General features: G+C 56.7%; 24 protein-coding genes and 1 tRNA gene. 18 read left to right on the top strand and 7 right to left on the bottom strand.

All coding sequences use genetic code 11. The annotated features are described in order from the left end of the window. Positions 1 to 329: 329 nt before the first annotated feature. Positions 330 to 1,580 carry a Coenzyme F420 hydrogenase/dehydrogenase, beta subunit C-terminal domain gene (locus WBP50_RS00900; protein ID WP_423931176.1) on the bottom strand — a complete coding sequence of 417 codons (1,251 nt, stop codon included), beginning with the start codon at positions 1,578 to 1,580 and terminating at the stop codon, positions 330 to 332. A gap of 188 nt (positions 1,581 to 1,768) precedes the next feature. Here WBP50_RS00900 and WBP50_RS00895 point away from each other — a divergent pair, with 188 nt between their 5' ends. Then, entirely contained in the window at positions 1,769 to 2,275 is a 507-nt protein-coding gene (locus WBP50_RS00895) for an NUDIX domain-containing protein (RefSeq protein WP_423931175.1), read from the top strand. A gap of 81 nt (positions 2,276 to 2,356) precedes the next feature. Here WBP50_RS00895 and WBP50_RS00890 read toward each other — a convergent pair whose 3' ends face one another. Together WBP50_RS00890 and WBP50_RS00885 are read right to left on the bottom strand one after the other, a co-directional pair. Further along, entirely contained in the window at positions 2,357 to 3,232 is an 876-nt protein-coding gene (locus tag WBP50_RS00890; protein WP_423931174.1) for a DUF1207 domain-containing protein, read from the bottom strand. 36 nt (positions 3,233 to 3,268) lie between these two features. Next, positions 3,269 to 4,195 carry an aspartate carbamoyltransferase catalytic subunit gene (locus WBP50_RS00885; protein ID WP_423931173.1) on the bottom strand — a complete coding sequence of 309 codons (927 nt, stop codon included), beginning with the start codon at positions 4,193 to 4,195 and terminating at the stop codon, positions 3,269 to 3,271. Positions 4,196 to 4,322: 127 nt separating this feature from the next. Between WBP50_RS00885 and hypA the strand changes: the two genes are divergently transcribed. The 15 genes from hypA to WBP50_RS00810 all read left to right on the top strand — a co-directional run bounded on the left by hypA (position 4,323) and on the right by WBP50_RS00810 (position 20,432). Further along, positions 4,323 to 4,670, top strand: a complete 348-nt coding sequence (hypA, locus tag WBP50_RS00880) for a hydrogenase maturation nickel metallochaperone HypA (protein WP_423931172.1) — start codon at positions 4,323 to 4,325, stop codon at positions 4,668 to 4,670. Between the two features lie 5 nt (positions 4,671 to 4,675). After that, positions 4,676 to 5,515 carry a hydrogenase nickel incorporation protein HypB gene (hypB, locus tag WBP50_RS00875; RefSeq protein ID WP_423931171.1) on the top strand — a complete coding sequence of 280 codons (840 nt, stop codon included), beginning with the start codon at positions 4,676 to 4,678 and terminating at the stop codon, positions 5,513 to 5,515. Continuing rightward, positions 5,476 to 7,818: a carbamoyltransferase HypF gene (hypF, locus tag WBP50_RS00870; protein ID WP_423931170.1), complete on the top strand. Its 2,343-nt coding sequence runs from the start codon at positions 5,476 to 5,478 to the stop codon at positions 7,816 to 7,818. The genes hypB and hypF overlap by 40 nt, the downstream gene beginning before the upstream one ends. Before the next feature lie 100 nt (positions 7,819 to 7,918). Further along, entirely contained in the window at positions 7,919 to 8,191 is a 273-nt protein-coding gene (locus tag WBP50_RS00865; RefSeq protein WP_423931177.1) for a HypC/HybG/HupF family hydrogenase formation chaperone, read from the top strand. Positions 8,192 to 8,203: 12 nt separating this feature from the next. Then, positions 8,204 to 9,301 (top strand): hydrogenase formation protein HypD, encoded by a 1,098-nt coding sequence (gene hypD, locus WBP50_RS00860; RefSeq protein ID WP_423931169.1) that lies wholly within the window; start codon positions 8,204 to 8,206, stop codon positions 9,299 to 9,301. Beyond that, positions 9,298 to 10,341 (top strand): hydrogenase expression/formation protein HypE, encoded by a 1,044-nt coding sequence (gene hypE / locus WBP50_RS00855; protein WP_423931168.1) that lies wholly within the window; start codon positions 9,298 to 9,300, stop codon positions 10,339 to 10,341. Before hypD ends, hypE begins: the two co-directional genes overlap by 4 nt. A gap of 145 nt (positions 10,342 to 10,486) precedes the next feature. Then, a complete protein-coding gene (rfbC, locus tag WBP50_RS00850; protein ID WP_423931167.1) occupies positions 10,487 to 11,062 on the top strand; it encodes a dTDP-4-dehydrorhamnose 3,5-epimerase in 576 nt (191 codons plus the stop codon). A gap of 9 nt (positions 11,063 to 11,071) precedes the next feature. Next, positions 11,072 to 11,938 carry a dTDP-4-dehydrorhamnose reductase gene (rfbD, locus tag WBP50_RS00845; protein ID WP_423931166.1) on the top strand — a complete coding sequence of 289 codons (867 nt, stop codon included), beginning with the start codon at positions 11,072 to 11,074 and terminating at the stop codon, positions 11,936 to 11,938. 17 nt (positions 11,939 to 11,955) lie between these two features. Beyond that, positions 11,956 to 13,026 carry a dTDP-glucose 4,6-dehydratase gene (gene rfbB / locus WBP50_RS00840; protein ID WP_423931165.1) on the top strand — a complete coding sequence of 357 codons (1,071 nt, stop codon included), beginning with the start codon at positions 11,956 to 11,958 and terminating at the stop codon, positions 13,024 to 13,026. Positions 13,027 to 13,170: 144 nt separating this feature from the next. Further along, on the top strand, positions 13,171 to 13,614 hold the full coding sequence (locus tag WBP50_RS00835; protein WP_423931164.1) for a HEPN domain-containing protein: 444 nt from the start codon (positions 13,171 to 13,173) through the stop codon (positions 13,612 to 13,614). Positions 13,615 to 13,664: 50 nt separating this feature from the next. Continuing rightward, positions 13,665 to 14,645 carry a UDP-glucose 4-epimerase GalE gene (galE, locus tag WBP50_RS00830; RefSeq protein WP_423931163.1) on the top strand — a complete coding sequence of 327 codons (981 nt, stop codon included), beginning with the start codon at positions 13,665 to 13,667 and terminating at the stop codon, positions 14,643 to 14,645. A gap of 55 nt (positions 14,646 to 14,700) precedes the next feature. Continuing rightward, positions 14,701 to 16,143, top strand: coding sequence for a mannose-1-phosphate guanylyltransferase/mannose-6-phosphate isomerase (locus WBP50_RS00825; protein WP_423931162.1), 1,443 nt, complete (start codon positions 14,701 to 14,703; stop codon positions 16,141 to 16,143). Positions 16,144 to 16,298: 155 nt separating this feature from the next. After that, positions 16,299 to 16,517 carry a hypothetical protein gene (locus WBP50_RS00820; protein ID WP_423931161.1) on the top strand — a complete coding sequence of 73 codons (219 nt, stop codon included), beginning with the start codon at positions 16,299 to 16,301 and terminating at the stop codon, positions 16,515 to 16,517. 165 nt (positions 16,518 to 16,682) lie between these two features. Continuing rightward, positions 16,683 to 19,937: an isoleucine--tRNA ligase gene (ileS, locus tag WBP50_RS00815; protein ID WP_423931160.1), complete on the top strand. Its 3,255-nt coding sequence runs from the start codon at positions 16,683 to 16,685 to the stop codon at positions 19,935 to 19,937. Between the two features lie 60 nt (positions 19,938 to 19,997). Then, entirely contained in the window at positions 19,998 to 20,432 is a 435-nt protein-coding gene (locus WBP50_RS00810) for a TraR/DksA family transcriptional regulator (RefSeq protein WP_423931159.1), read from the top strand. Between the two features lie 107 nt (positions 20,433 to 20,539). Here WBP50_RS00810 and purF read toward each other — a convergent pair whose 3' ends face one another. Next, positions 20,540 to 22,033, bottom strand: coding sequence for an amidophosphoribosyltransferase (gene purF, locus WBP50_RS00805; RefSeq protein ID WP_423931158.1), 1,494 nt, complete (start codon positions 22,031 to 22,033; stop codon positions 20,540 to 20,542). Positions 22,034 to 22,287: 254 nt separating this feature from the next. Here purF and WBP50_RS00800 point away from each other — a divergent pair, with 254 nt between their 5' ends. Beyond that, a complete protein-coding gene (locus tag WBP50_RS00800) occupies positions 22,288 to 22,806 on the top strand; it encodes a hypothetical protein (RefSeq protein WP_423931157.1) in 519 nt (172 codons plus the stop codon). A 93-nt stretch (positions 22,807 to 22,899) separates the two neighbouring features. Here WBP50_RS00800 and WBP50_RS00795 read toward each other — a convergent pair. After that, positions 22,900 to 22,972, bottom strand: a tRNA-Ala gene (locus WBP50_RS00795). A gap of 236 nt (positions 22,973 to 23,208) precedes the next feature. Between WBP50_RS00795 and WBP50_RS00790 the strand changes: the two genes are divergently transcribed. Beyond that, positions 23,209 to 24,090 (top strand): cell division protein FtsX, encoded by an 882-nt coding sequence (locus tag WBP50_RS00790; protein WP_423931156.1) that lies wholly within the window; start codon positions 23,209 to 23,211, stop codon positions 24,088 to 24,090. Here WBP50_RS00790 and nfo read toward each other — a convergent pair. Next, entirely contained in the window at positions 24,079 to 24,948 is an 870-nt protein-coding gene (nfo, locus tag WBP50_RS00785) for a deoxyribonuclease IV (protein ID WP_423931155.1), read from the bottom strand. The genes WBP50_RS00790 and nfo overlap by 12 nt on opposite strands. 70 nt (positions 24,949 to 25,018) lie before the next feature. Then, positions 25,019 to 26,032 (bottom strand): glycosyltransferase family 2 protein, encoded by a 1,014-nt coding sequence (locus tag WBP50_RS00780; protein ID WP_423931154.1) that lies wholly within the window; start codon positions 26,030 to 26,032, stop codon positions 25,019 to 25,021. Positions 26,033 to 26,140 lie beyond the last annotated feature (108 nt).

The following is a 26,140-nucleotide window of genomic DNA, read 5'->3' as shown; positions in this document are numbered from 1 at the left end:
CGAAGCGTCACCGCTGAACTTGATTTCTGCAGATGCAGGCGACGCGTAGGCAAGCACCGCAAACATTGCTGCAAGAGAGAGCATTTTTTTCATTGTGTTTTCTCCGTTAGGTTATGTGTGTGTATTACTGACTGAAAAATCAGTGGGTCTGCCTTTTGGGGCAGGAATCATCCAGAAAAAGAACAAGTGTGGTTTTTAATAGTCCTTATGTTACTAAAATATCATAAAAAGAACAACTATTGTGTTCTTTTTATAAATAAGCGAACACTCGGATAGTTGTTCTACTATATGGTTATATAATAATTGTTACTATCCGGAAATCCAAATTTTCATTTTCCGGTAAATGGCGGCAAGTTATCGAAATCGGTAACGTTATACTGTTGTACCAGGTGGCGGATGTGTTCCGGTACAAGGATGTCGAGGCGTTGGGGGGTATAGTGCCGGACGAAGAAGTAGTTCCGCAGGGCGTGGATGTCGATCGAATACCGGGCGAACTCGATGCCTCTGGGGCCTTTTCTTGCCTTGAGTGCGCTGAGCAGTTTGCCGAAAATAAGCGGCATCGAACGGCGGTCGCCCAGCAGATGCGGCTGCAGGATGGGACCGATTGTCGGCTGTATCGAGGCCTTGACCGCTCCGAAACTGTCTCCGCTGCCGGTTTCAGGTGATATGGCAAGACTGTTCCGGATCAGGTCGAGCAGTTTTCTTCCTTTTTCCGTTCTCACCATTACCCACTGCAGTTTTCCGTCCGATGAATAGGGCGCTCCGAAATAGCCGACCGTGATGTCGGACAGGCTGTTGATGTAGTCGAAACAGCTCATGCAGCTGTTCGAGAATACCCCTACTTTAAGTACGGCGGCAGGGAGGCTGAAAAACGGGATTTTCTCGATTTTGCCGGTCGAGTGCACGATGTGCACCTTGTAATCCTGCATGAATTCGAAATTCAGCACGGTGCCGGGTGACCGGCTGATATGGCGGAAAACCCACCTGAGGTGGGCCGGTTCAAGGTTGTCGGTACAGGGAATGCCCACGACATGCAGTTCGACATCACTGAAATAGGGGTGTGTTGCCACGAAGTCCCTCAGTACGTGAACATGACACGACGCACCTACAACAAGGAGTTTTTTGACCTTTTTCTTCCAGGCCTTGTGCAGCGCCTGCAGTACGGGGGAGAGTACCGGCTTGTTTCCTCGGGCCGCATGAATCTCTTCCACGGTTGTGGCGAGGACGGCTTTTGGCTGAAAGGTGCTTCCCTGCAGCGTCACTACAGCGTCAACCAGTCCGCTCCGGAGAGCCTCCGTTGAAATTGCCGTTATGATGCCGCTCCACTGGGCGCCTTCAAGCGGTTTGTTCATTACCGCGTTGAAACGGTCCAGAGAGATGCCGAAGCGGAGTTCATCCTCGTCATGAACATTTCTTGTTCTGCCGAACAATCGCTCTTCATGCTTTCCAAGCCAGCCGGTATTGAACACGCAGCTTTCCAGGCTTTCTCCTGTAGTCCAGGCGTTCCCCATGCAGAGACCGCAATGGCTGCACAGCGGGTCGTTGAATTGCGGGTTTTCAAGTTTCGGTGGTGGATTCATAGAAGAGCGGACATACTGGGAAAAATAAAGGTGAAAATAGGGATTCTCTGCCGAGAGTGCAACTTAATAGCTTTCCCCGGCGGCGATTATTTTGTTTATTGAACTGCCTTGTACAGCGCACCGCACTCCTTTATTCGTTTCGATGCCTGATTTTCATCGTTGTCCAACAAACATTATCGTGAACCGTTATGTCGAAGGTTACTCTCAGAGTCAGCTCCGTTTGTGTGCAGGACGGCCGGGTGCTGCTGATAGAACACAAGAGTTTCGCTCCTGATGATCCCGCTCTTCCCGATCGTTACTGGATTCTTCCCGGCGGCGGGGTGGAGCGCGGGGAGACCCTCGACGAGGCTCTCATGAGGGAGATGAAGGAGGAGACCGGTCTCGACTGCAGTGTCGGCCCGCTTCTTTTTATCAAGGAACTGCTCTATCCCTTTCCCGGCTCACGGGAGGCGGGCAGCCGCCATCATTCGGTTTCGCTCGGGTTTTACTGTTCGGTGACCGGAGGAGAGCTGATAACCGGAAAAGATCCGGAATACGGCGACGACCAGCAGATGATCATTCAGGTGCGGTGGATTCCGTTCAGTGAGCTGCGCGAATTCGAGATCTACCCGCCATTTCTGAAGCAGTATCTGTTAACCCATCGGGAGAACGGCTACGCGGATGCGGTTCCGGAGCTTTTCGACTCGATGCAGTGAACTCGGGAGTCAGTAGTCAGTAGTCAGATGTTGGGTTGGTTACAACTCTTTTTCGGATACTGACTACTGACTACCTCTTTTTTACAGATCGACGATCATGCCGATGGTGCTGTAGCTCTCGGGCTGGTAGAAGTACATGCCGTGGCGGCTCATGCCTGAAAAATAGTTGTAGGCCACTCTTACCCGATCCATGCCGAGAGCCGTCAGGCGCATGCCTGCCTGCAGATTCCAGGTTCCCCGGTATCCTTTTGTCTCTCCGTCTTCTCCGCCTCTCCAGATCGGCAGCAGCTTGAAGTCTGCAGCAAGGTAGGTGTTGCCCGGTGTGGCGATTTCGGCGCCCAGCTGAAAGGAGTGCGGGTTGATATTGTCAGGAATGCTGTGCCAGAGGTATTGGTAGCCGGCATAAATGCGGTGGTGTTCGGGGGTGCTCAGTGCAAGTGTCAGATTGAGGAACTCCCTGCTGTAGGTGAACGGAATCTCGAACGGGCCGCTCTGGATCCACTGGCCATCGTCATCGGTATGACCGTCTTCGAAGTGAGCCGAGATATGGCTCAGGCGGAGCCGGGCGCTTAATTCGTCAAAGGGCAGGCTGTCGCTGTCCAGAGGGGTTTTCCATGTGGCATTGATGCCGAAAAGGTAGTCGATGGTGTCGACGGGAAATTTGAAATTTCCGCTGGTGTTCAGCCGCGAAAACGTTCCGAAATCAACGCCGACGGCAAAAGTTTTGCAGCTGTTCTGATAGATGTCGGCCGAGGTGCCGATGTCGAGCTGGAGGCCGTCTTCCGAGATCATGGGCATGACGGCGATTCTCGGTTCTGTCGGGTCTGCAAGCAGGGGTTTGAAAAGGGTATTGAAGGTCGGGTTCAGCAGCGGTTCGGCGGATGCGGTGCTGCATGCCAGGCCGATGGCGGCCGCTGTCATGACGACAGCTCTTTTCAGGAGGTTTTTCTGTTTCATGTGCTTAGGGTTGTGGTTTTTGGTTGAAATCGGTATTCATACGGCCAGCAGTGTGTTCAGGACGGCCATTCTTATGGCTACACCGTTGGTGACCTGTTCGAGCAGCATGCTTTTCGAATAACCCGGAGGCTGTATCCTGTCGGCGACGTTGTTGGATATCTCTATTTCACGGTTGATGGGCCCGGGATGCAGCACCAGGAGGTGTTTGCGCATTTTGTCGAGCCTTTCGTCATTGAGCCCGTAGTGGGCCGAGTACTCCTCCAGCGAGGGCAGATACCCTCCGGACGCGCGTTCAAGCTGCAGCCGGAGTACGATTGCCGCGTCGGCCCACTCGATTGCCTGGTCAAGGTCAGTGAAGAGCCTGACGCCGAGATGGGCAGCATCGTGGGGGAGCAGCGTGGTTGGGCTGCAGAGAGCGACGTTCGCCCCGAGGGTCTGCAGGCCAAAAATGTTCGAGCGGGCGACCCTGCTGTGCAGCACGTCGCCGAGTATGACGATGTTGAGCCCCGCTGTTTTGCCGAAATGTTCGCGCAGCGTGAAAATGTCGAGCAGCGCCTGGGTAGGGTGCTCGTGCGATCCGTCGCCGGCGTTGATGACGCTTTTTCCGGTTATTCCTGCGATGAAGTCCGCCGCACCCGATGAGGAGTGGCGCAGTACGAAAGCGTCCACCTGCATGGCTTCGAGGTTCCTGATCGTATCGCTGAGGGTTTCCCCCTTGCTGACGCTGCTTCCCGAAGTCGTGAAGCTCAGGGTTCCGGCGCCGAGATAGCGTGCGGCAATTTCAAAGGAGAAGCGGGTACGCGTGGAATTTTCAAAAAAAACCAGCGCTATCCTGCGGTTGTGCAGGGTTGCGTCGAACGCTGGAAGCGGCTCGGCCAGTTTTTTCTTGAAACCGGCAGCCATGTCGAGAAGGCCGTTAATGTCGCAGGCCGGAACGCCGCATAATCCGGTAAGGTTCTTCAACGTGTTCAGTGCTTTGAATAGTGATTTCGAAAAATTTACCGAAGTTACAAAAAATTGTTGATCGGTAATAGCTGGTACTGTAAGATGAGGGAACAGCAACAGAAACGATTGTTATCACAATTCCGTTATGCATGAAATGTCGGTGGCCCTTTCCATTGTCGATGCGGTCGAAGAGAAAGCCCGCCTCGAGGGGGCCGGAAGGATAAGCGAGATCGAACTTGTGGTAGGCCGTATGGCGGGTATTCAGCCTGAATCCCTGAAATTCTGCTTTCCCGCTGCAGCCAGGGGCACCCTTGCCGAGGATGCGGTTCTTCTGATCGAGGAGCGCGAGGCTCTGGGATCATGTGCGGACTGCGGGAGCACTTTTCCCGTTTCATTTTACCTTGTCGAGTGTCCCCGGTGCCGTTCTCTGGGTGTCAGGGTGGTTTCGGGAGATGAATTTCTCATTCAGTCAATAACAATAGAGGAGGAGTAGCAGCTATGTGCGATACATGCGGTTGCGGACCGGAAGGCGAGGCTGTGCTGCGCAGGCCCGGAGAGGGCAGCGGCCATAACCATGAACACCATCACCACGCTGAGGGCGGCGGTCATCAACATCTTCACGGGGAGAATGGCGACGGGCACGCGCACCATGAGGTTCATCACCACGCCCATGAGGGACGTGCGGGAAGAAAGATCGGTATGGAGCAGGATGTGCTCCGCGAGAACAATCTTCTGGCCGAAAGAAACCGCGGTTATTTCGAGGCGAAGCATATGCTGGTTCTGAATTTTCTGAGTTCTCCCGGCTCAGGGAAGACGTCGCTGCTCGAAAAAACCATCCCGGCGCTCAGGGATGTGGTTCCTGTCGCCGTTATCGAAGGCGACCAGCAGACAACCAACGATGCCGACAGGATCGGGGCTCTTGGCGTTCCGGTTATCCAGGTCAATACGGGAACGGGTTGCCATCTCGATGCCCTCATGATCAACCGGGCGGTAAAGGAGCTGGAGCCCGCCGATAACTCGCTCCTGTGCATCGAGAACGTGGGGAACCTTGTCTGTCCGGCGATGTTCGATCTCGGCGAGGCACTCAAAGTCGTCGTCATCAGCGTGACCGAAGGAGACGACAAGCCGCTGAAGTATCCGTACATGTTTCATGAAGCCGACGTCTGCATTCTCAACAAGACCGATCTTCTTCCCTATGTGGAATTCAGTGCCGAAACGTGCAGGGAGAACGCCATGAGGGTTGGCCACGATATCGAGTGGTTCGAGGTGTCGGTTAAAACCGGAGACGGACTCGATCAATGGCTGGATTGGCTGAAAACCCGACTGGAACGACGCTGATTCCCGCACGGAAACCGCCCGAAACCAGGCTCAGGGTAAACGTCTGCGGTATTGTACAGGGAGTGGGGTTCCGGCCGTTCGTCTACCGGCTCGCACACGCTTTCGGCCTGCACGGGTTCATCAGAAACACCTCTTCCGGGGTTCTGGTGGAGGTGCAGGGTCCGTCCGATCGGCTCGACGGTTTTCTCGACGCGCTCGAGCACCAGGCTCCTCCGCTTGCCAGAATCAGCGAACTCGGCAGGGTGGAGATCGCCTGTTTGCCCGATAGCGGAAATACCGGTTTTATTATCGACAGTTCGCTGCAGGGCAGTGCGGTTGAGACGCTCGTTCCTCCCGATATCGCGACCTGCGAAAAATGTCGAGCCGAGCTTTTCGATGCAGGCAACCGCCGTTACCGCTACCCGTTCATCAACTGTACCGAGTGCGGGCCTCGCTATACCATCGTCGAGAGCATTCCCTACGACCGTCCCTTTACCTCCATGAAGCGTTTTGCGATGTGTGGGGATTGCGCGAGCGAATACCTCGATCCGCTCGACCGTCGCTTCCACGCCCAGCCCGACGCATGTGCGGTATGCGGGCCCTCCGTTTCGCTGCTCGACGGTTACGGAGAGCCGGTCAGGACGGACGATGCGATCCGGGAGGCTGCAGCGCGGCTTAACGCGGGGAAAATCGTTGCCGTAAAAGGCATCGGCGGCTTTCATCTTGCCGTAGACGCCAGCAACGAAAATGCGGTTCGGGAACTGAGGGAGCGGAAAGGGCGGGAGCAGAAGCCGTTCGCCGTCATGATGCGCGATCTTGCCTGTGTTGCCCGCTTCTGTCTGGCCGGAGAGGCCGAGGCGGCAGCGCTCTCCTCACCGGAGGCCCCGGTGGTGCTGCTTGCCCGGCGTCCCGACTGCGCTCTTCCCGAAGCTCTGGCTCCCGGCAACGGTCGGCTCGGGGTGATGCTGCCCTATTCTCCACTGCATGCCCTCCTCTTCGAAGATGGTCCCGATCTCCTGGTGATGACCAGCGCGAATTTCAGCGACGAGCCGGTGCTTTACGACGATCGCGAGGCGTTCCTGAGGCTTCGGGACATTGCTGATCTCTTTCTCATGCATAACCGGCCGATACTGCAGCGCTGCGACGACTCGGTTGCCGTGCATCTTTCCGGCGCGCTTCGTCTCATCAGACGAAGCCGGGGGTATGTGCCCGCTCCGGTCATGCTCGACCGCTCAGGGCCGCCGGTGCTTGCAACAGGAGGAGAGCTGAAAAACGCGCTCTGCCTCATGCACGCTCGTCACGCCATTCTGAGCCAGCATCTCGGAGATATGAAGAATTTTGAAACATGGAGCTTTTTCGGCGATACCGTCCGTCATCTGAAGTCCCTGTTCCGGGTCGATCCCGAGCTGCTTGTGCACGATCTCCATCCCGGTTACCTGACCACGCGCTGGGCCATGGAGCAGGATATCGCGCGGCTCGGCGTGCAGCACCACCATGCCCATCTTGCCGCCTGTCTTGCCGAAAACATGGAGTCCGGTCCGGCGATCGGTCTTATACTCGACGGCACCGGTTACGGGCCGGACGGCAGCATATGGGGAGGCGAGGTACTCATCGGCGATGCCTGCGGAGCTGACCGCTTCGCACGGCTCGAGTACATGCCGCTGCCTGGCGGAGATTCGGCCATTCTGCAGCCGTGGCGGGCGGCGCTGGGTTACCTTTTCAGAAGCTGTTCCGCCGTTCCGGATCTCCCTTTTCTTCAGGGAAGGGCGAAGTCGGAGGTGATCGAACTGCTTGAAAAAAACCTTTCCTGTCCCGAAACGTCAAGTTGCGGAAGACTGTTCGATGTCGTGGCCTCGATCGCCGGAGTGTGCAGCGTCGTTTCCTACGAAGGGCAGGCTGCCGTCGAACTGATGACCGCCGCGCAAGGTTCTGTGGGCAGCGAAGGATTCCGGTACGCTGTTGCCGAGGAGGGCGGTTGCCGGGTCATGCAGCTCTCCCCCCTTGTCCGTGACGTCGCAGCCGCGGCGGGAGATGGTATGGCGCCCGGCGAGATCAGCCGCCGCTTTCACCGCACGCTCTGCGATATGCTGATTGATATAGCCGGAATGGCCGCACGGACGACAGGCATAAGGCAGGTTGCGTTGAGCGGGGGCGTTTTCCAGAATATGCTGCTTTTCGAAACGCTTGTATCCGAGCTGCAGGGAGCCGGATACAGGGTGCTGACCCATACCGGAGTTCCCTGCAACGACGGAGGCCTTTCGCTCGGACAGGCGGCCATCGGCCGGCAGTACCTGGAGGGGAACTACCGTGGAGTACGCTATTGAGACGGGTTCGCTCCCGCTCGCCGAACTTCCTGCCGCGCCTTGTTATCCTTTTTATTTATCTTCCGGTTACGTTTTCTCTGAAACATACTAATTCATGCCCATGTGCCTTGCCATACCAGGGAAACTTGTCGAGATAACCGATGAAAACGGCCTGAAAATGGGTGTCGTCGATGTGAACGGCAGCCGAACAAAGGCGTGTCTCGAATATGTGCCGGATATCGTTCCCGGTCAGTATACGATTGTTCATGCGGGTTTCGCCCTGAAAGTGATCGACGAGGAAGAGGCCGCCGAAAGCCTGAAGCTCTGGCAGGAGCTGATCGAAAGCGGCGCGCTGGATCCTGAAGAGGCGGAGCCTTTACCTGACGATCTTTAAGCGGGCCGCCGTATGAAGTACCTTGACGAGTACCGGGACCCGAAACTTGCCCTGCGGCTTCTCGACGAAATCAGGCGGAAAGCCACCCGGCGCTGGACCATCATGGAGATCTGCGGAGGTCAGACCCATTCTGTCATGCGCAACGGCATCGACCAGCTGCTGCCCGAAACGGTCGAACTGGTTCACGGGCCAGGCTGTCCGGTCTGCGTTACGCCGCTTGAAACCATCGAACGGGCGCTGGCTGTCGCCGCCATACCAGGGGTAATTCTTGCCAGCTTCGGCGACATGCTTCGCGTGCCCGGCAGCGAAAAGGATCTGTTCATGGCGCGGAGCGAGGGGGCGGACGTGCGCATTGTCTTTTCGCCGCTCGACGCGTTGCAGATCGCGCGCGACAATCCCGGCAAAGAGGTGGTGTTTCTCGCCGTCGGCTTCGAGACCACCGCTCCGGCCAACGCGATGGCCGTCCGTCAGGCGGCGCGTGAAGGAGTAGCCAACTTCAGCGAACTGGTGAGTCAGGTGATGGTTCCCCCGGCCATGCGAGCCATTCTCTCCTCGCCCGGCAACCGTGTTCAGGGGTTCCTCGCCGCAGGGCACGTCTGTGCCATCATGGGGTGGGAGGAGTATGAACCGGTCGCCGAAGCGTTCGGTGTACCGATTGTGCCCACCGGATTCGAACCGGTCGATCTGCTCGACGGCATTCTCAGGGTGGTGGAAATGCTCGAAGAGGGGCGCAGCGGCGTCCTCAATGCCTATGGGCGAATCGTCAGCCGCGAAGGCAACCGCGAGGCGCGGAAGGTGATGCAGGAAGTGTTCGATGTGGCCGACCGACCGTGGCGCGGCATCGGCGTCATTCCGGCAAGCGGCCTCGTGCTGCGTGGGGAGTACGCCCGCTTCGACGCCGAAAAGCGCTTCGACGTCGGCCACATCGCTCCGCAGGAGTCCCGTCTCTGCCGGAGCGGCGAGGTGCTGCAGGGGCACCTGAAGCCCGATGCCTGTCCGGCCTTCGGTAGCGAATGCACTCCGCAAAGCCCCCTCGGCGCAACGATGGTCTCCTCCGAAGGAGCCTGCGCCGCTTACTACCGCTATCACCGCAACCCCGATTCCTTATGAGTGAACCATTCGTCTGTCCGCTTCCGTTTCTGCACTCCGAGACCGTCCAGATGGCTCACGGGGCGGGAGGAAGATTTTCGCAGGAGCTTACGAAACAGGTGTTCATGCCGCATCTCGGCAACGCCTTTCTCGATCTTATGGACGACCAGGCCAAACTCACCCTTCCTTCCGGCAGGATAGCGTTCAGCACCGACACCTATGTGGTCACGCCCTGTATCTTTCCCGGTGGAACCATCGGTTCGCTGGCCGTCAACGGAACGGTCAACGATCTTGCCGTCGGAGGGGCCCGTCCGCTCTATCTGAGCGCCGGTTTCGTGCTTGAGGAGGGGTTCCCGCTTGCCGAACTCGAAGGGATTGTCCGGAGCATGGCCGAGGCCGCCCGCAAAGCCGGAGTGCTGATCGTGACGGGTGATACCAAGGTCGTGCAGCGAGGATCGTGCGATCGCATTTTTATCAACACCTCGGGTATCGGGCTGCTGCGCGATGACGTCACGCTCTCCTGCCGTAACCTGAAGCCGGGTGATGCCATCCTGCTTTCCGGCACAGTGGGCGACCACGGGATGTCCATCATGACGGCAAGGGAGGGGCTTTCCTTTCAATCCGGCATCACCAGTGATTGCGCTTCCCTCAACCATATGATGGAAGCCCTGCTCGACGCGGTGCCGGAGGTTCACGCCATGCGGGATCCGACCAGAGGCGGCGTTGCCGCCGTGCTCAACGAGCTTGCGGTTTCCTCCTCGGTTGGCGTCGAGCTTGTCGAAGATGCCATACCCGTCAATGCTGAAGTCAGAGGAGCCTGTGAGCTGCTCGGCATCGATCCGCTGCATGTTGCCAATGAAGGAAAGATTATCGTTGCACTGCCTGCCGCAGCTGTTTCCAGGGCGCTCGATGTGCTGCGCTCTTTCGACGAGGGCCGGAATGCGGCCGTTATCGGATCGGCAAGTGCGGAGCACTCCGGAATGGTCATCATGAAAACCGTATTCGGAAGCCGTCGAATCGTCGATCTGCCGGCTGGCGAGCAGCTGCCCAGAATCTGCTGAGCGCTGCCTGAAAAAAAGAGAAATATTTTGCATTCACGTTCCTGTTGCATTATTCTTCAGGCGTATTATCAGTTGAAAAAACATCTTGGGCCTGTCCAGGGCACAAACCCTCCTGCAGGTCTGTTTCCGGTTATTTTTTTTCGGTATGAACATTATTGAAACCGCCATTCCGGATGTCCTGATCTTTGAACCGAAGGTGTTCGGAGACGATCGGGGCTATTTTCTTGAGACATACCGGCACGATATTTTCGAGAGACATGCCGGACCTGTCGATTTCGTTCAGGACAATGAATCGAAGTCGTCGTACGGCGTGCTGCGCGGCCTGCATTTCCAGAAACCTCCCCATACCCAGTCCAAACTGGTAAGGGTGGTATCGGGACGGGTGCTCGATGTGGCCGTAGACCTTCGCAAAGGTTCGCCATTCTACGGCATGCATGTGGCCGTCGAACTGGATTCGGACAGAAAGAACATGCTGTGGATTCCCAGAGGATTCGCCCATGGGTTCGCCGTACTGTCCGATGAGGCGGTTTTTGCCTATAAATGCGATAATTACTATTCGCCGGCCCATGATGCCGGAGTCGTCTGGAACGACCCTGATCTTGGCATAGACTGGCGGATTCCGGAAGGCGATATCGCTCTTTCGGCAAAAGATGCCGCCCTTCCTTCATTTGCCGAAGCGGGCGCGTTTGACTTTGAATCAAAATGGCATGTAAAACCCTGAGAACCAGTCATGAATATTCTCGTTACCGGAAGCAACGGTCAGCTTGGCACGGAGATCAGGGCGCTTGCGGCAGGTACTCCCGGATCGGATTTTTTTTTCTTCGATCTTCCTGAACTCGATATCACCAGTTTTTCCCGGGTAGCCGATGCCATGCAGCGCTGCGGGTGCGATGTCGTGATCAACTGTGCCGCCTACACGGCGGTTGACCGCGCGGAAAGCGAGCCTGAGCTGGCCGCCAGGGTGAATTGCGACGGTGCGGGAGTTCTTGCCCGGTGCGCCAGGGAACGGGGGGCGCTGCTCCTGCATGTTTCCACCGATTATGTTTTCGACGGCCGTTCTTGCCGTCCCTACCGGGAATCCGATTCTCCGGCTCCGCTTGGCGTGTACGGGCAGTCGAAACTTGCGGGGGAAAAGCTGATTCAGGAGATCGCGCCTTCGTACCTGATCATCCGCACCTCCTGGCTTTATTCGCTCCACGGACAGAATTTTCTGAAAACCATGCTGAAGCTCGGCCGTGAAAGAGAGCGGATCGATGTTGTCTTCGACCAGATCGGGACGCCGACCTGTGCTTCGGATCTTGCCGGAGCGATTCTCGATCTGCTCGGCGGAATCCGGCCGGAAAAACGGTATGCGGCCATCTACCACTATTCCAATGAAGGGGTCTGCTCCTGGTACGATTTCGCGGCGGCCATCATGCGCCTGAAAGATCTCTCCTGCAGGGTGGTTCCCATCGAAAGCAGCGGCTATCCCACTCCGGCGCCCCGCCCATTCTACAGCGTGCTCAACAAGGGAGCCATAAAAAAGGAGTGGGGGATTGAAATACCCCACTGGCACGATGCTCTCGAAAAGCTGCTTGCCCGTTCAGACAATCCTTAACCAATCAACCACCGACCATGTCAGACACGCATATTCTGATTACTGGTGGAGCAGGATTCATCGGCTCCCATTTGGTCAGGCATTTCCTCAATGCCTATCCATCCTATACGATCACCAACCTCGACAGCCTTACCTATGCGGGCAATCTCGTAAACCTCAGGGACGTCGAGCACCTCGGGAATTACCGGTTCGTGAAAGGGGATATCACCGATGCGCCGTTTATCGAGAACCTTTTCAGCGAAAACCGTTTTGACGGGGTGATCCATCTGGCTGCGGAGTCGCATGTGGACCGTTCGATAGCAAGCCCGCTCGAATTCGTGACCACCAACGTCATCGGTACCGTGAACCTGCTGGATGCGGCCCGGCGCTGCTGGGCCGGAGATTTTTCGGGCAAGCGGTTCTATCACATCTCTACCGACGAAGTATACGGTTCGCTCGGCCGTGAGGGTATTTTCACCGAAGAGACCCCGTACGATCCGCACAGCCCCTATTCGGCCTCGAAAGCCTCGTCCGACCATTTCGTCAGGGCATGGCACGATACCTACGGGCTGCCCGTGGTTATCAGCAACTGCTCGAACAACTACGGCCCCTGCCAGTTTCCTGAAAAGCTGATCCCGCTTTTCATCAACAACATCCGCCTGAAAAAGCCGCTTCCGGTTTACGGCAAGGGGGAGAACATCCGCGACTGGCTGTGGGTGATAGATCACGCCTCGGCCATCGATGTGATCTATCACAGGGGAAACAACGGAGAGACCTACAATATCGGCGGCCATAACGAATGGACCAATATCGATCTCATCCGGCTGCTGTGCGTCATCATGGACCGGAAACTGGGTCGTGAACCCGGAGAGTCCGCAAAGCTGATAACCTATGTTACCGACCGGGCCGGACACGACCTTCGCTATGCCATCGATTCGTCAAAACTTCAGCGGGAACTCGGATGGGCGCCCTCCATACGCTTCGAAGAGGGGCTGGAGCGCACGGTGGAGTGGTATCTCGACAACCAGGAGTGGCTTGACCAGGTGACGTCCGGCGCATACCGGGACTATTACGAGAAGATGTACAGCTCTTCGGGCGCAGGCAGCTGAAGGAGCGTTCCCGGGAGTATGGAGAATTCCTGCAGCAATTGCTATATTCTCAAACAGTAAACAGGCCGGCTCCCGAAGGCGGGCGAGTCGTTCTGTCCTGGTGAAAAACCGGGATTTCCGAAGTCAATTCGTGGAGGTACAATCATGAAAGTCCGCAAGGATATTGCATACCGTTTCCTGCTTGCCGAAGGGTTTCTCGGCGAGGCCGATGAGGATCTGCGGCTCAAGCGCTGGCGTTCATGTGTTTCGGGTTCCAACCTGTGTATCGATAATTGCGGCATTGCCGTGCTCATGCTTTTCGGCGTGTCGCGCACGACCCACCATCCCGAAAAGCATCTTCCCCAGCTTCTTGCCGAAGGGACGGTTTCGGAGGAGGTTGCCGAGCTCATAAGGGCTCTGCTGCCCGAGCTTGAACTGCACGATTCGCATGAAAAAATGCTGGCAAAATACGGACGGGAGACTGCTTATCAGTCACCCTGGGATATTTTTACGGAAGAGCAGGCCCGGAAGGCCTTTGAAGGTGCCCGAAAAAGTCTCGATCTGTGCCGGAAACTCAGGGCTCTGCTTGAAGACGCCCTTGAGGGATGAGGAAACGGGCTTTCCCGATGTCGGTTTTTTCGAACTCTTAGCGAACCAGCATGCATATTCTTGTTATCGGAGGCGCCGGATATATCGGCAGCCATGTCGTCAGGGCTTTTCTCGACAGCGGTTTCCGTGTCACGGTTTTCGACAATCTTTCGACCGGTTCGAGGGAAAACCTCTTTGAGGAGGCAGGGTTTGTCCACGGCGATATCATGCGGCCCACACAGCTTGCCGCCGTAATGGGCAAGGGGTTCGACGGATGCGTGCATCTTGCGGCCCTGAAAGCCGCCGGGCAGTCGATGCTCTGTCCCGAGGAGTATGCCGAGGCGAATCTTGCAGGGACCATCAACATTATCAACGCCGCCACGGCAGCTTCGGTCGGCGCCCTTATTTTCTCGTCGTCCGCGGCCGTGTTCGGCAATCCGGCCTATCTGCCGATTGACGAGGAGCATCCGAAGGAACCTGAAAATTTCTATGGCTTTACCAAACTTGAAATAGAACGGCTGCTCGGCTGGTACGACCGGCTCAAAGGGCTCAACTATGCCGCCATCCGTTATTTCAACGCTGCGGGTTATGATGTGGCCGGGCGCGTCAAGGGGCTGGAGCGCAATCCTGAAAACCTGCTTCCTGTCGTCATGGAGGTTGCTGCAGGACTCCGCTCACGGCTTTCGGTTTTCGGCGACGACTACCCTACAAGGGACGGCTCCTGCATCAGGGACTATGTCCACGTCAGCGATCTTGCCTCGGCCCACGTCAGCGCATTTGAGTATATCAGGAAAAACCGTCTGAGCCTCTCGGTCAATCTCGGCAGCGAAAACGGCATCAGCGTGCTCGAAATGCTCGAGCGGGCCCGCATGGTGACCGGCCGGCCGATTCCTGCGGAAATAACCGGCAGGCGGGAGGGCGACCCTTCCGAACTGGTGGCCTCCTCGAAGAAAGCAAGAGAGCTGCTGCAGTGGCAGCCGAAATACAGCGACGCAGATACCCTGATCGCTTCCACCTGGCGGCTTTACGAAGAGCGGTACCTCCGGAGGTGATGTATCCTTCTTCGGCGCCCTGCGCTTCTGCTAACGTTTCAATCATGTTCGTCAAATGATCATTCCGGTAATTTTAAGCGGCGGATCCGGGACGCGCCTCTGGCCTCTTTCGAGGGCTCTTTATCCGAAACAGCTCCTTCCTCTCGTCACGGACAAAACCATGCTGCAGGAAACCGTCCTCCGGCTTGCCGGTATTGAAGATCTCGGGCCGGTCTGCTGTATCTGTAACGAGCAGCACCGTTTTCTCGTTGCCGAACAGCTTCGCGAGGTTACCGGAAGCCTTGGAGGGATCATTCTTGAACCCGTCGGCCGAAATACAGCCCCCGCTGCCGCCGTTGCCGCCATACACGCCCTTTCGAAGTTTCAGGATCCCTTGCTGCTGCTGCTTCCCGCCGATCACGTCATCCGCGATACGGCGGCGCTTTCCAGGGCAGTTGCCGAGGGGTATCCGGCCGCGGCTTCCGGTGCGCTGGTGACCTTCGGCATCGTCCCTTCCGGTCCGGAAACCGGATACGGATACATCAGGGCCGAGACCGGCTCCGACAACCACTCCTGCCGTCCGGTTCTCGAGTTCGTCGAAAAACCCGATCTTGCGACCGCCGAGCGGTACGTACAGTCCGGCGGATATTTCTGGAACAGCGGGATGTTTCTGTTCCGGGCCGACGTTTTTCTTGAGGAACTCGAACATTCCAACCCGGCAATGCTCGACTCGTGCCGCATGGCTTACCGGAAGGCCGCCGCCGATCTCGATTTTCTCCGGCTCGACCGCGAGGCGTTCAGCGCCTCTCCTTCCGATTCAATCGATTACGCGGTGATGGAGAAAACATCCCGTGCGGTCGTGGTGCCGCTCGATGCCGGCTGGAACGATGTCGGGGCATGGTCGGCTCTCTGGGAACTCAACGAGCATGATGCAGCAAACAATGTCCTTAAAGGCGATGTGCTCGTGCATGATGTCCGCAACAGCTATATTCACGCGACGAGCCGCCTTGTCGCGGTGGTCGGCCTCGAAGACCAGATCATCGTTGAAACCCCCGACGCCGTACTTGTGGCTTCCCGCGACAGGGTTCAGGATGTCAAGGCCATCGTCCGGCAGCTCGATGCGTCGAAAAGGAGCGAAGCGGAGATCCATCTCAGGGTCTACCGGCCCTGGGGCACCTATGAGACCGTGGATCTTGCCGACCGTTTTCAGGTGAAAAGGATCGTCGTCAAACCCGGTGCGGCCCTTTCCCTGCAGAAACACTACCACCGCGCCGAACACTGGATCGTCGTGAAGGGGACTGCGCTTATCACGGTCGGCGAAAAGGATATCACCCTTTGCGAGGATCAATCGACCTACATACCCATGGGTACACTCCACCGGCTTGAAAATCCCGGCAAGATACCGCTCGAACTCATCGAGGTGCAGACCGGCAGTTATCTCGGGGAGGATGACATCGTCCGGTTTGATGACCGGTACGGCAGGATCGCCGACGCCCGAGAGGCCAACCTGCCCTCCTGAACCGGTCAGGCCGGGGATGGGGGGGGCGTCCGGCCCGTTTTTTCCTCATGCCCGGGACGCGCAGAAACCCTCATGCGGCTTTGATAGCTTCCTGAAAAATATTACATTGAAGGCAGTGTCCAGAAATAACGCGATAATTTTAAACCGAGTGTACCATGGCTGAAGAAATGAAAACATCTGCACAGGGTCAGCAGAGCAGCGGCGGTGATGTGGTAAAAGGTGATTTTTCAACCATACTTGTGGGTGTCGGCACTCTTCTCGACAATACCCTTACCCCGCTCAGCAAGATGGTTGCCCAGGCTCTCGATTCCCTGACGGTTGTGGCAAAGCAGATTCTCGAAGGCGTCAGTTCTTCCCTTGGCGACAAGAAATAATGGAGTGACATTCCCTCGCGGTTGTTTTCTTATCCTTTCTGTCGCATAGACATTACAGGCAGGCTTTTCCAGTGTAGAAGGGTCTGCCTGTTCTGTTTTACCCCCGTTTCTTGTATATTGCATATTTTCCCGTTTTTGACTCTTTGTTTCGTTTATCCATAAATTATGCCCGAAAAATTTCCCGAATATTCCACCGGCATTCCCTACAGTACGGTTGAAAAAGAGGTGCTGGCCTACTGGAACGATCACCGTATTTTCAGAAAAAGTCTCGAAGAACGCTCTGCAGCGAAGGTTTTTTCATTTTATGAAGGTCCCCCGACGGTTAACGGCAAGCCGGGTGTGCACCATGTTTTCAGCCGTACCATCAAGGATGTCGTCTGCCGGTACAAGACCATGCAGGGGTACCAGGTTCCCCGGAAAGCCGGGTGGGATACCCACGGGCTTCCCGTCGAAATTTCCGTTGAAAAAAAGCTCGGTCTGAAGAACAAGTCGCAGGTCGTGGAGTACGGGGAAGGGGAGTTCAACAGCGAAGCACGGGCGCTGGTCTACCACCATATCGACGACAACCGCGAAGGGTGGGGAAAGCTGACGGAACAGATGGGCTACTGGGTGGACATGGATCGACCCTATATCACCTGCACGAACGACTACATGGAGTCGGTCTGGTGGGCGCTGAAAACCATTTTCGACAAGGGCCTCATCTACAAGGACTACAAGATCGTTCCGCAGGACCCCAAATCGGAGACGGTGCTGAGTTCCCATGAGCTCGCCCTCGGCTATAAAGAGGTGAGCGATCCGAGCATCTATGTGAAATTCCGCATCAGGGACTCCCAGGAGAGCTTTCTGGTCTGGACAACCACGCCCTGGACCCTGATTTCCAACGTCGCGCTCTGTACCGGAGCCGATATCGATTATGTGAAAGTACGCCACAGCGTGACCGGTGAAGTGCTCATTCTTGCCCAGTCGCGTCTTCAGGTGCTGACGGAAAAGGACGAGAACGGAGAGTCGCTCTGGCAGGTAACCGGAACGGTGAAGGGCCGGGAGCTGGAGGGTATCGGGTACGAGCCGCTTTTCACCTATCAGCAGCCGCAGAAACGCTGCTGGTACGTCACCACGGGCTCGTTCGTCTCGACCGAAGACGGTACAGGCATCGTGCATATCGCCCCGGCTTTCGGCGCGGACGACTACGAGCTCGCCCGGCAGTACGACCTGCCGATGCTGCAGCCGGTTGCCCGTAACGGCTGTTTCACCGCAGAAATTCCGGATTACGACGGCATGTTTTTCAAGGATGCCGACCCGCTGATCATACGGCAGCTCAAGGACGCAGGCAAACTGTATCGCCGCGAAACCATCACGCACACCTACCCCTTCTCCTGGCGCTACGACGTGCCGGTTATCTACTATGCAAGGGAGTCGTGGTATATCAGGACCACCGCGCTTGCCGGACGGATGGTGGAACTGAACAAAACCATCAACTGGTGCCCGCCGGAAATCGGTTCCGGCCGTTTCGGCAACTGGCTCGAGGAGAACAAGGACTGGGCCCTTTCGAGGGAGCGGTTCTGGGGCACTCCGCTGCCGGTATGGGTAGCCGAGGATTTTGCCATCGGAGACGATATCTCTTCGGGCAGAATGTTCGCCGTCGGTTCGGTCGCCGAGCTTCGCGAGGGGTTCATCGACATCGGCGCCGAGCGCCACCTGCTCGGAGACGCGCTCGACCGGGGCCTGGTGGAACTCGACCTGCACAAGCCCTTTGTGGACCGGATCTACTTCATCAGGGAGGGCCGGCGGTTCAACCGCACCCCCGAACTGGTCGATGTCTGGTTCGACAGCGGTTCCATGCCCTTTGCCCAGCTGCACTACCCGTTCGAGAACCGGGACGTTTTCGAAAAAACCTTTCCGGCCGATTTCATCGCCGAAGGGGTCGATCAGACCAGGGGCTGGTTCTACACCATGCACGCCATCGCCACCCTGATTTTCGATACGGTCGCCTACAAGAACCTGGTCGTGAACGGCCACATTCTCGACCGTGAGGGACAGAAAATGTCGAAGTCGAAAGGCAATGTGGTCGATCCTTTCGAAACCATGCAGCGCTACGGAGCCGATTCGCTTCGCTGGTACCTTCTGGTTTCGAGTCCTCCCTGGAGGCCGAAGTCGTTCAATACCGCCGAGATCGAGGAGGAGCAGCGCCGCTTTTTCAGGGCGTTCATCAACAGCTACAACTTTTTCGTGCTCTATGCCAATGTAGACGCCTTCACCTATACCGAGCCCGACATTCCTGCCGGTGAGCGTTCGGAGCTTGACCGGTGGGTGCTTTCCTGCCTCAACACCCTCGTGGCCGGCGTAACCCGGCGCATGGAGCAGTACGACCTGACCGGCGCCGTCAGGCTGATCGGCGACTTTACCGTCGACGACCTGTCCAACTGGTACATCAGGCGGTCGCGCAAGCGGTTCTGGAAAAGCGAGATGGGCCCCGACAAGCTTGCCGCCTACCAGACGCTCTATACCTGTCTCATGACGACCGCAAAGCTGCTGGCTCCGTTCACCCCGTTCATTGCCGAGAAAATATACCTGAACCTGAACGCCGTCAGCAACCGCGACCCGTGGGAGTCGGTGCACCTTGCCACCTTCCCCTCCGTTGAGGAGTCCCTGACCGACAAGCCTCTCGAACAGCGGATGAAAAAAGCCCAGACAGTGACCTCCCTGGTGCGCACCATGCGCGAAAAAGCCTCCATCAAGGTGCGTCAGCCGCTCAAACGCATCATGCTTGCCGTGGACGATGCGGCAATGCGCGGCGAGTACGAGCTTGTGGCCGGCATCATTGTCGATGAGGTCAACGTGCAGAAAATCGAATATATCGAGGACGAGGGGACGGTTATCAGCAAAAAGGTGAAGCCGAACTTCAAAACGCTCGGCCCCCGGTACGGAAAGGATATGAAGGTGCTTGCCGACGCCATCAGGCTTATGACCCATCGCCAGATAGCGCTTATCGAAAAAGAGGGCCGGCTTACGCTCGATTTCGACGGCCGGGTGTTCGAACTCGAACGGCAGGACGTCGAGATCATGCACGAGGATATCGAAGGCTGGCTGGTCGCTTCGGACGAGGCGCAGGGCATCATGGTGGCGCTCGATACCGAAATGAACGAAGAGCTTCTTATGCTCGGGCTCGCCCGTGAACTGGTCAGCAGGATTCAGTCGCTCCGCAAGGAGAGCGGTCTGGAGATTACCGACCGGATCCGGCTGAAAGTCTCGGGCAGCGACAAACTTCTCGATGCAGTCGAGAGAAATGATGCGTATATTAAAGACGAGACACTTGCATCCTCTCTTGAAACCGCACGGTACGACCCGGAGGCCGAAAACGGCGCAGAGGAGTCGGTAAACGGTGAAATGTGCCGCTTATCACTTGAAAAATCCTGTGGTTAGTAGTATACTAACAAATCTTTTTTCACGGTTTGCCGTTAGAACTTGTAAATCAGAGGTATCATGGCGAAAAAAAGCAGCAGCATGGCAGGAAAGGAGAACGAAGCGGTAGATGAGCCGATTCTGACGAAAACCTATCTGAGCGATGAGGAACTCGAGCATTTCAGGCAGTTACTGCTCAAGAGACGGGAGGAGGTGCTTCGTGATCTGGAAATTCTGCGCTCTTCCCTTTCTGATGAAAATGTCGAGGACTCCATAAACTCGAATTACTCCATGCACATGGCCGATCACGGAACGGAGACGATGGACCGCGAACAGCGGTTCATGTTCATCGCCCGCGATGAAAAGTATATCGGTTATATCGACCAGGCTCTCGACAGAATCCGCAACAGGACCTACGGCATCTGCATCAAGTCGGGCAAGCCGATCCCAAAGAAACGCCTCGAGGCGGTTCCGCATACTTCCGTGAGGATCGAGTTCAAGCAGGGCAAGAAATAACGCCATCGGCCGGTTTTTTTTGCAGAAACTGAAGCGGGAGCATCTCTTTTACCTTTTTGAGATGCTCCCGCTTTTTTTGTACCCGGCGCGGGGTGGCACCCCGTGGATCAGTCGTTCTCTTCCTTGTCCGTGGTGACGTCGTTGACCTGGATGGGATAGTCGCCGCTGAAACATGCCGTGCAGTAGCTGCAGGTTTCATTCTCGAAGGTCGGTACGCTGTTGAGCAGTCCCTGCATGGAGAGGTACTTCAGGGAATCGACGCCGATATACTCGCGTATCTTTTCGATCTCCTCCTCCTCGCTGCCGGTGGTTTCGAACATATGGGTGAGCAGCTGGCGCTTTGTCGGGAAGTCCATGCCGTAAAAACAGGGATTGGTGATGGGCGGCGAGCTGATGTGCAGATGGATGGCCTGCGGGTCGGCCTCCCGGATCAGCTTGATCAGCATTTTTGCCGTGGTGCCGCGTACGATGGAGTCGTCGATCAGGATGATCGGACGGCCCACCAGCACGCCCCGCACGATGTTGTATTTCGAGCGGACCTTGATGTCCCTGCTGTGGATGCCGGGCTGTATGAAGGTTCTTCCCACATAGTGGTTCCTGATGAGCCCGTGCTCGAACCGCGCCGGCCTGCCGAGTTTGTTGCTCTCCCTCACAAAGCCAAGCGCGGCGGTATTGGACGAGTCGGGTACGCTGACCACCGTCATCTGCTTGTCGTCCGGGAGCTGCTCTATGCCGGACTCCCTGGCAAGATTCTTGCCGAGGTTCCTGCGGATTTTATCGACGGAGTGTTTGAAGATGAAGCTGTCGGGCCGGGCGAAATAGACGTATTCGAAGATGCAGCGGGCCTTGCGTTTCGAGGGTGGCAGGTAGATCGACGTGGGATTTTCGTTGGTTACCGCCAGATGGTCGATCATGAGGATCTCGCCCGGCTCGATATCGCGGATGTACTCCGCCTGTATGATGTCGAACGCGCAGGTTTCGCTGGCTACGATGTAGGTGAGTTCGCCGGTCAGCGGGTCTACTTTCTTGCCGAGCGCAAGAGGGCGGAACCCGTAAGGGTCACGTGCGGCGATCATCTGGTTGTTGGCCAGAATCACCATGGAGTATGCGCCCTGGACCTGGCGCAGCGCCTCGTATATCTGGTGCAGCGGCTCTTTTTCGCGGCTGCGTGCCGCCAGGTGCGGAATGATTTCCGTATCCGAAGAGGCCTGGAAGATAACGCCGAGCTCGGTCAGCTCGCGCCTGAGAGCCCTCGAGTTGGTGAGATTGCCGTTGTGGGCTATGGCCAGACTTCCCGACCGGTAGGTCAGCGAAAACGGCTGGACATTGTTGGTTGACTTCGATGAACCGGTGGTGGAGTAGCGGTTGTGGCCTATGGCCGCATAACCGCTCAGGGTCTCGAAAATGGTTTCGTCCCTGAAAACCTCCGAAACCAGACCCATTCCCTTGTGCTGCTTGAAGAGTGTTTTTTTCTTCGCCTTGTTGTATTCGGCAACAACGATACCTGCAGCCTCCTGCCCTCTGTGCTGCAGCGAGTATAAACCGTAAAAGGTATCTTCAGCGGGAGTTTTTGAGTTGAAAATGCCGAAAACTCCACACATAAGCGTCCCGGTGTTAAGATTGTGTAAACTTCCCGTTGCCAAATTCGGCAAATGAACGTAATGATCCAAACGGAAAATGGAAAATAATCGTTGCATCGCAGGTTGCGCTTTTCAGGTTTCCCTTTCGCGATGAATTTGAGGGGACAATACCGGAAAAGGAGGAATTGTAAGCGCGGGAGCAGGGTTTATATCTGCTGCGTCAGGAAAGCTTTTTCCGGCTTTCAATGCTTGTTTAATTCAACTGTTACTGGTTTATGGCAGCACTGCTTAAAAAAACTCCGGCAAAACCGGGGCCGGCTATCTGGATTTCGGTCACCCTCTTGTGGGGAACGGTTTTCTTTTTCACTTCGTCCTGGATGCTCGGCGCAGCCTCCCGTCAGCTTGCCCAGGGATTTTTCGATCTGACGGGTTCTCAGCTTCTGGGGGTTTACGGTTTTCATGTTCCCGTGCTTCTGGTGTTCGCCCTTCTGGCCATGATGGTGAAAAACCTGCTCGATCCCGACGGCAGCAAACAGGTGAACCGCCAGCAGTCCGTCGTTGCAGGAAAGCGTGAAAAGCTTTTCGTTTCTTTTGCAGGCAGTCTGGCGACCAGTTTTTTCTTTACCGGTCTGAGCGCTTCGACCTTTCTGTGGAGTTCCCGGTTTACCGGTTCGGTTGTGGACCTCACCCCGAAGGTTGTCGCTCTCGCTGCGGTTTACAACATCGCCGCCGGTCTTGCGGCCTCGCTGCTTGTGGGTATAGTCTTTATGATAGCCAGGGTTGGCAGGAAGTGAGAGAAACCGGCATCCTTGCATCCGAAACGCTCATGGCAGTACATCCATAAACGAAAAAAGCGCAATCCTGTGATTGCGCTTTTTTCGTTTATGTGGAGCTAAGGAGACTCGAACTCCTGACCCTTTGCATGCCATGCAAATGCTCTACCAACTGAGCTATAGCCCCGTTCCGACGTTCTAATTAAAAGAAAAAAAAATTGTTTTTGCAACTTGTTTTCTACATTCTTTTACATGATTATGCTGATAATCCTGAAACGGGAACCCCTGTCAATTTTCGCAAGCGGTATCTTCAGCTCCCGAAGGAGCGGCCTTTCGGCAACGAAACGCCTCAAGGCGGGGGAGACCGGCAAGATAATCGGAACGCGGAACATCCGAACGGACTGTTCCCCCAAATAACGTGTTATGTCTTTATCCTTTATTGTCAGGGAGGGTTTTTCCGGTTTCGGACGGGCAAAGATGCCCGCTGCGATCACCGTAACGATCAGCTTTTTTGCGCTCGTGCTGCTTGGCCTGTTCAGCACCGTCTCGCTGAGTTTTTTCGACATCATACAGGAACTGCGCAGCAGGATGGAGCTGGAAGTGTTTCTCGCCGATTCGCTTACCGAGGCGCAGGCCGCCGGGATAACCGGAAAAATCAGGGAACTCGACGGCGTCCGGGATGCCGTCTATGTAACCCGTGAAGAAGCGGCATCGATCTTCTCCCGTGATTTCGGCGAGGATGTGGTCGGGATTCTCGGTTCGAACCCGCTGCCCCGTTCCGTCCGCCTTAAGTTCCAGCCGGAGTACGCCCGGCCGGACAGCATCGCCAAAGTGGTTCCTCTCATCAGCGGCCTCGCGCCGGGTCTGGAGGTACGCTACAACCAGAAGTATCTCGGCCAGATCGAGCAGAACGGCAAACTCTTCACCCTGCTTACCGGAGGTATGGGGCTCCTGATTGCCGTGGCAACCGTCGTGCTGATCGGCTATACCATCCGGCTTGCCCTCTATTCCCGTCAGGAGAAGATCAGGACCATGCGCCTCGTCGGCGCCACGGCATGGTTTATCGGCGCCCCCTATGTCATTGAAGGCGCCCTGCAGGGGATTCTGTCGGGCCTGCTCGCCGCCGGCGCGGTCTATGTGGTTTTCGAGCAGCTTCTTTTCACCTATGAGCCGGCGATGTACGAGATACTGCATCCGTCGGCATTGCTGATCTACCCGTCGCTCGTTCTGCTCGGGCTTGCGCTCGGCATATTCGGCAGCACGCTTTCGGTCGGCAAGTACCTGCGCGCCGCCTCAAAACGCTGAGGGTGTGCTGAAATCCTGCCCGGCAAGCCGGTAGAGCATCCGTATCTCCTCCTCCCATCCGTCCGAATCGGGCGTCTCCAGAACAAGCGGCATCTCGTCAAAGAGAGGATGCCGCATGATGCATGCGAAAGCCTCGATGCCGATTTCACCTTTGCCGATGCATGCATGCCGGTCGACCCGGCTGCCGAGCGGCTGTTTCGCGTCGTTCAGGTGCATGGCTTTCAGATACCCCAGGCCCACCACGCGGTCGAATTCTCCGGTCATTCGTTCCAGCGCTTCTCCGGTTCTGATGTCGTAACCCCCGGCAAAGAGATGGCAGGTATCGAGGCAGACGCCCACTCTCGACTTGTCCTCCACGAGATCGACCAGCATGGCGAGATCCTCGAAGCGGCTGCCGAGGTTCGAGCCCTGGCCGGCGGTATTCTCGATCACGGCGGTAACGCCCGACGAGCGATCGAGAGCCATGTTTATCGATTCGGCGATAAGCCGGAGGCAGGCTTCCGGCGCTATCTGGTTGAGATGGCTTCCGGGGTGGAAGTTCAGCATCCGGAGTCCCATCCGTTCGGCCCGCTGCATCTCGTCGAAAAAGGCGTTGCGTGACCGGTCGAGTTTTTCGGGTTCCGGGCTGCCGAGATTGATGAGATAGCTGTCGTGAGGCAGGATGTGTTCCGGCAGGAATCCGCCGTCGCTGCAGTTTTTCCGGAACGCCTCAAGGGAGGCGTCCGTCAGTTCAGGAACCCGCCACTGCCGCTGGTTTTTCGTGAAGAGCGCGAACGCCTTCGCCCCTATTCCTGCGGCCTGCAAAGGCGCATTCTCGATACCGCCCGCAATGCTGACGTGGGCTCCGACTCGTTTCATGGAAAAGTTGTTACGTGTTGAATAATGTGGGTGGCAGATAATCGTGAAGAAAGCATTTTTTTTAGGCTGCTCACCGCCCACCGCCCACACTTTTTTCCCGGTTACCGATTTTCTTTTCCTGTTTTTCCGTCAGGTTCACGGTTTCACGCACGGTGAAGCCGCTGCCTTCGGGTGCGGAGGTCGAGAGCATCTCACCGAGCAGGCCGGTGGAGAAGAGCTGTGCGCCGAGAATGATGAGCAGGATGCCGAGAAAGAGGATCGGGCGGTTGCTCGCCGGCTTCTGGTTCAGCACCTTGTCGAGCGTGACGTAGAGGCTGATGGAGAAGCCCGAGAGGAAGCTCACCAGTCCGGCCATGCCGAAGAAATGCATGGGACGTCGGAAGTATCGGGTGATGAAGAGCACGGCCAGAAAATCGAACAGGCCGGCAAGGAACCTTCCGGTGCCGAACTTCGTGGATCCGTGCATTCTGGGGCGGTGGTTGACCGGCAGTTCGGCAATTCTGAAGCCGTTCCATCCGGCCAGCACGGGAATGTATCGGTGCATCTCGCCGTGCAGTTCTACCCGGTCGGTGACCTCCCGCCGGTACGCCTTGAGGCCGCAGTTGAAGTCGTGGATGGGGATGCCGGTGAAGAGCCGCGTGACCATGTTGAAAAAGAGTGAGGGCACGGTTTTGCCGAGCGGGTCCTTCCGCTCTTTTTTCCATCCGCTCACCAGATCGTACCCTTCGAAGAGTTTCGCCACGAGAGGGCGTATCGCGGCCGGATCATCCTGCAGGTCGGCGTCGAGCGTCACCACCACGCCGCCTTCCGCAGCACGGAATCCTGCCGAAAGCGCCGCGGTCTTGCCGAAGTTCCGCTGGAAGGAGATGAGGGCGACCTCCGGCCTGTCGGCAATCATGGAGCGCACCAGCTCCGCCGATCCGTCGGTCGAGCCGTCGTCGACCAGAATGATTTCATGGCTGAACGCTCCGTCGAACAGCCGGTGAAGCTCCGTCTCCCGAAGGGCGACGGAGAGCTGGTCGAGCAGTTCCGGAAGGGACTCCTTTTCGTTGAAGAACGGAACGATGACAGAAAGTGACTTCAAGTTCAGAGGGTGAAATGGTGTATGGCAATACTTTTCGCTACGATAACACAACAAAGTATGAAATCCGCCGGGATTTACATTCCCTTCTTCTTTCCCGTCCCTGCGGCG

It is taken from the genome of Chlorobium sp. (assembly GCF_049593655.1).
In the GTDB taxonomy this organism is placed as follows: domain Bacteria; phylum Bacteroidota; class Chlorobiia; order Chlorobiales; family Chlorobiaceae; genus Chlorobium.
The sequence above is the reverse complement of the archived record's forward strand: the minus strand, read 5'-3'. Positions and strand labels throughout refer to the sequence as shown.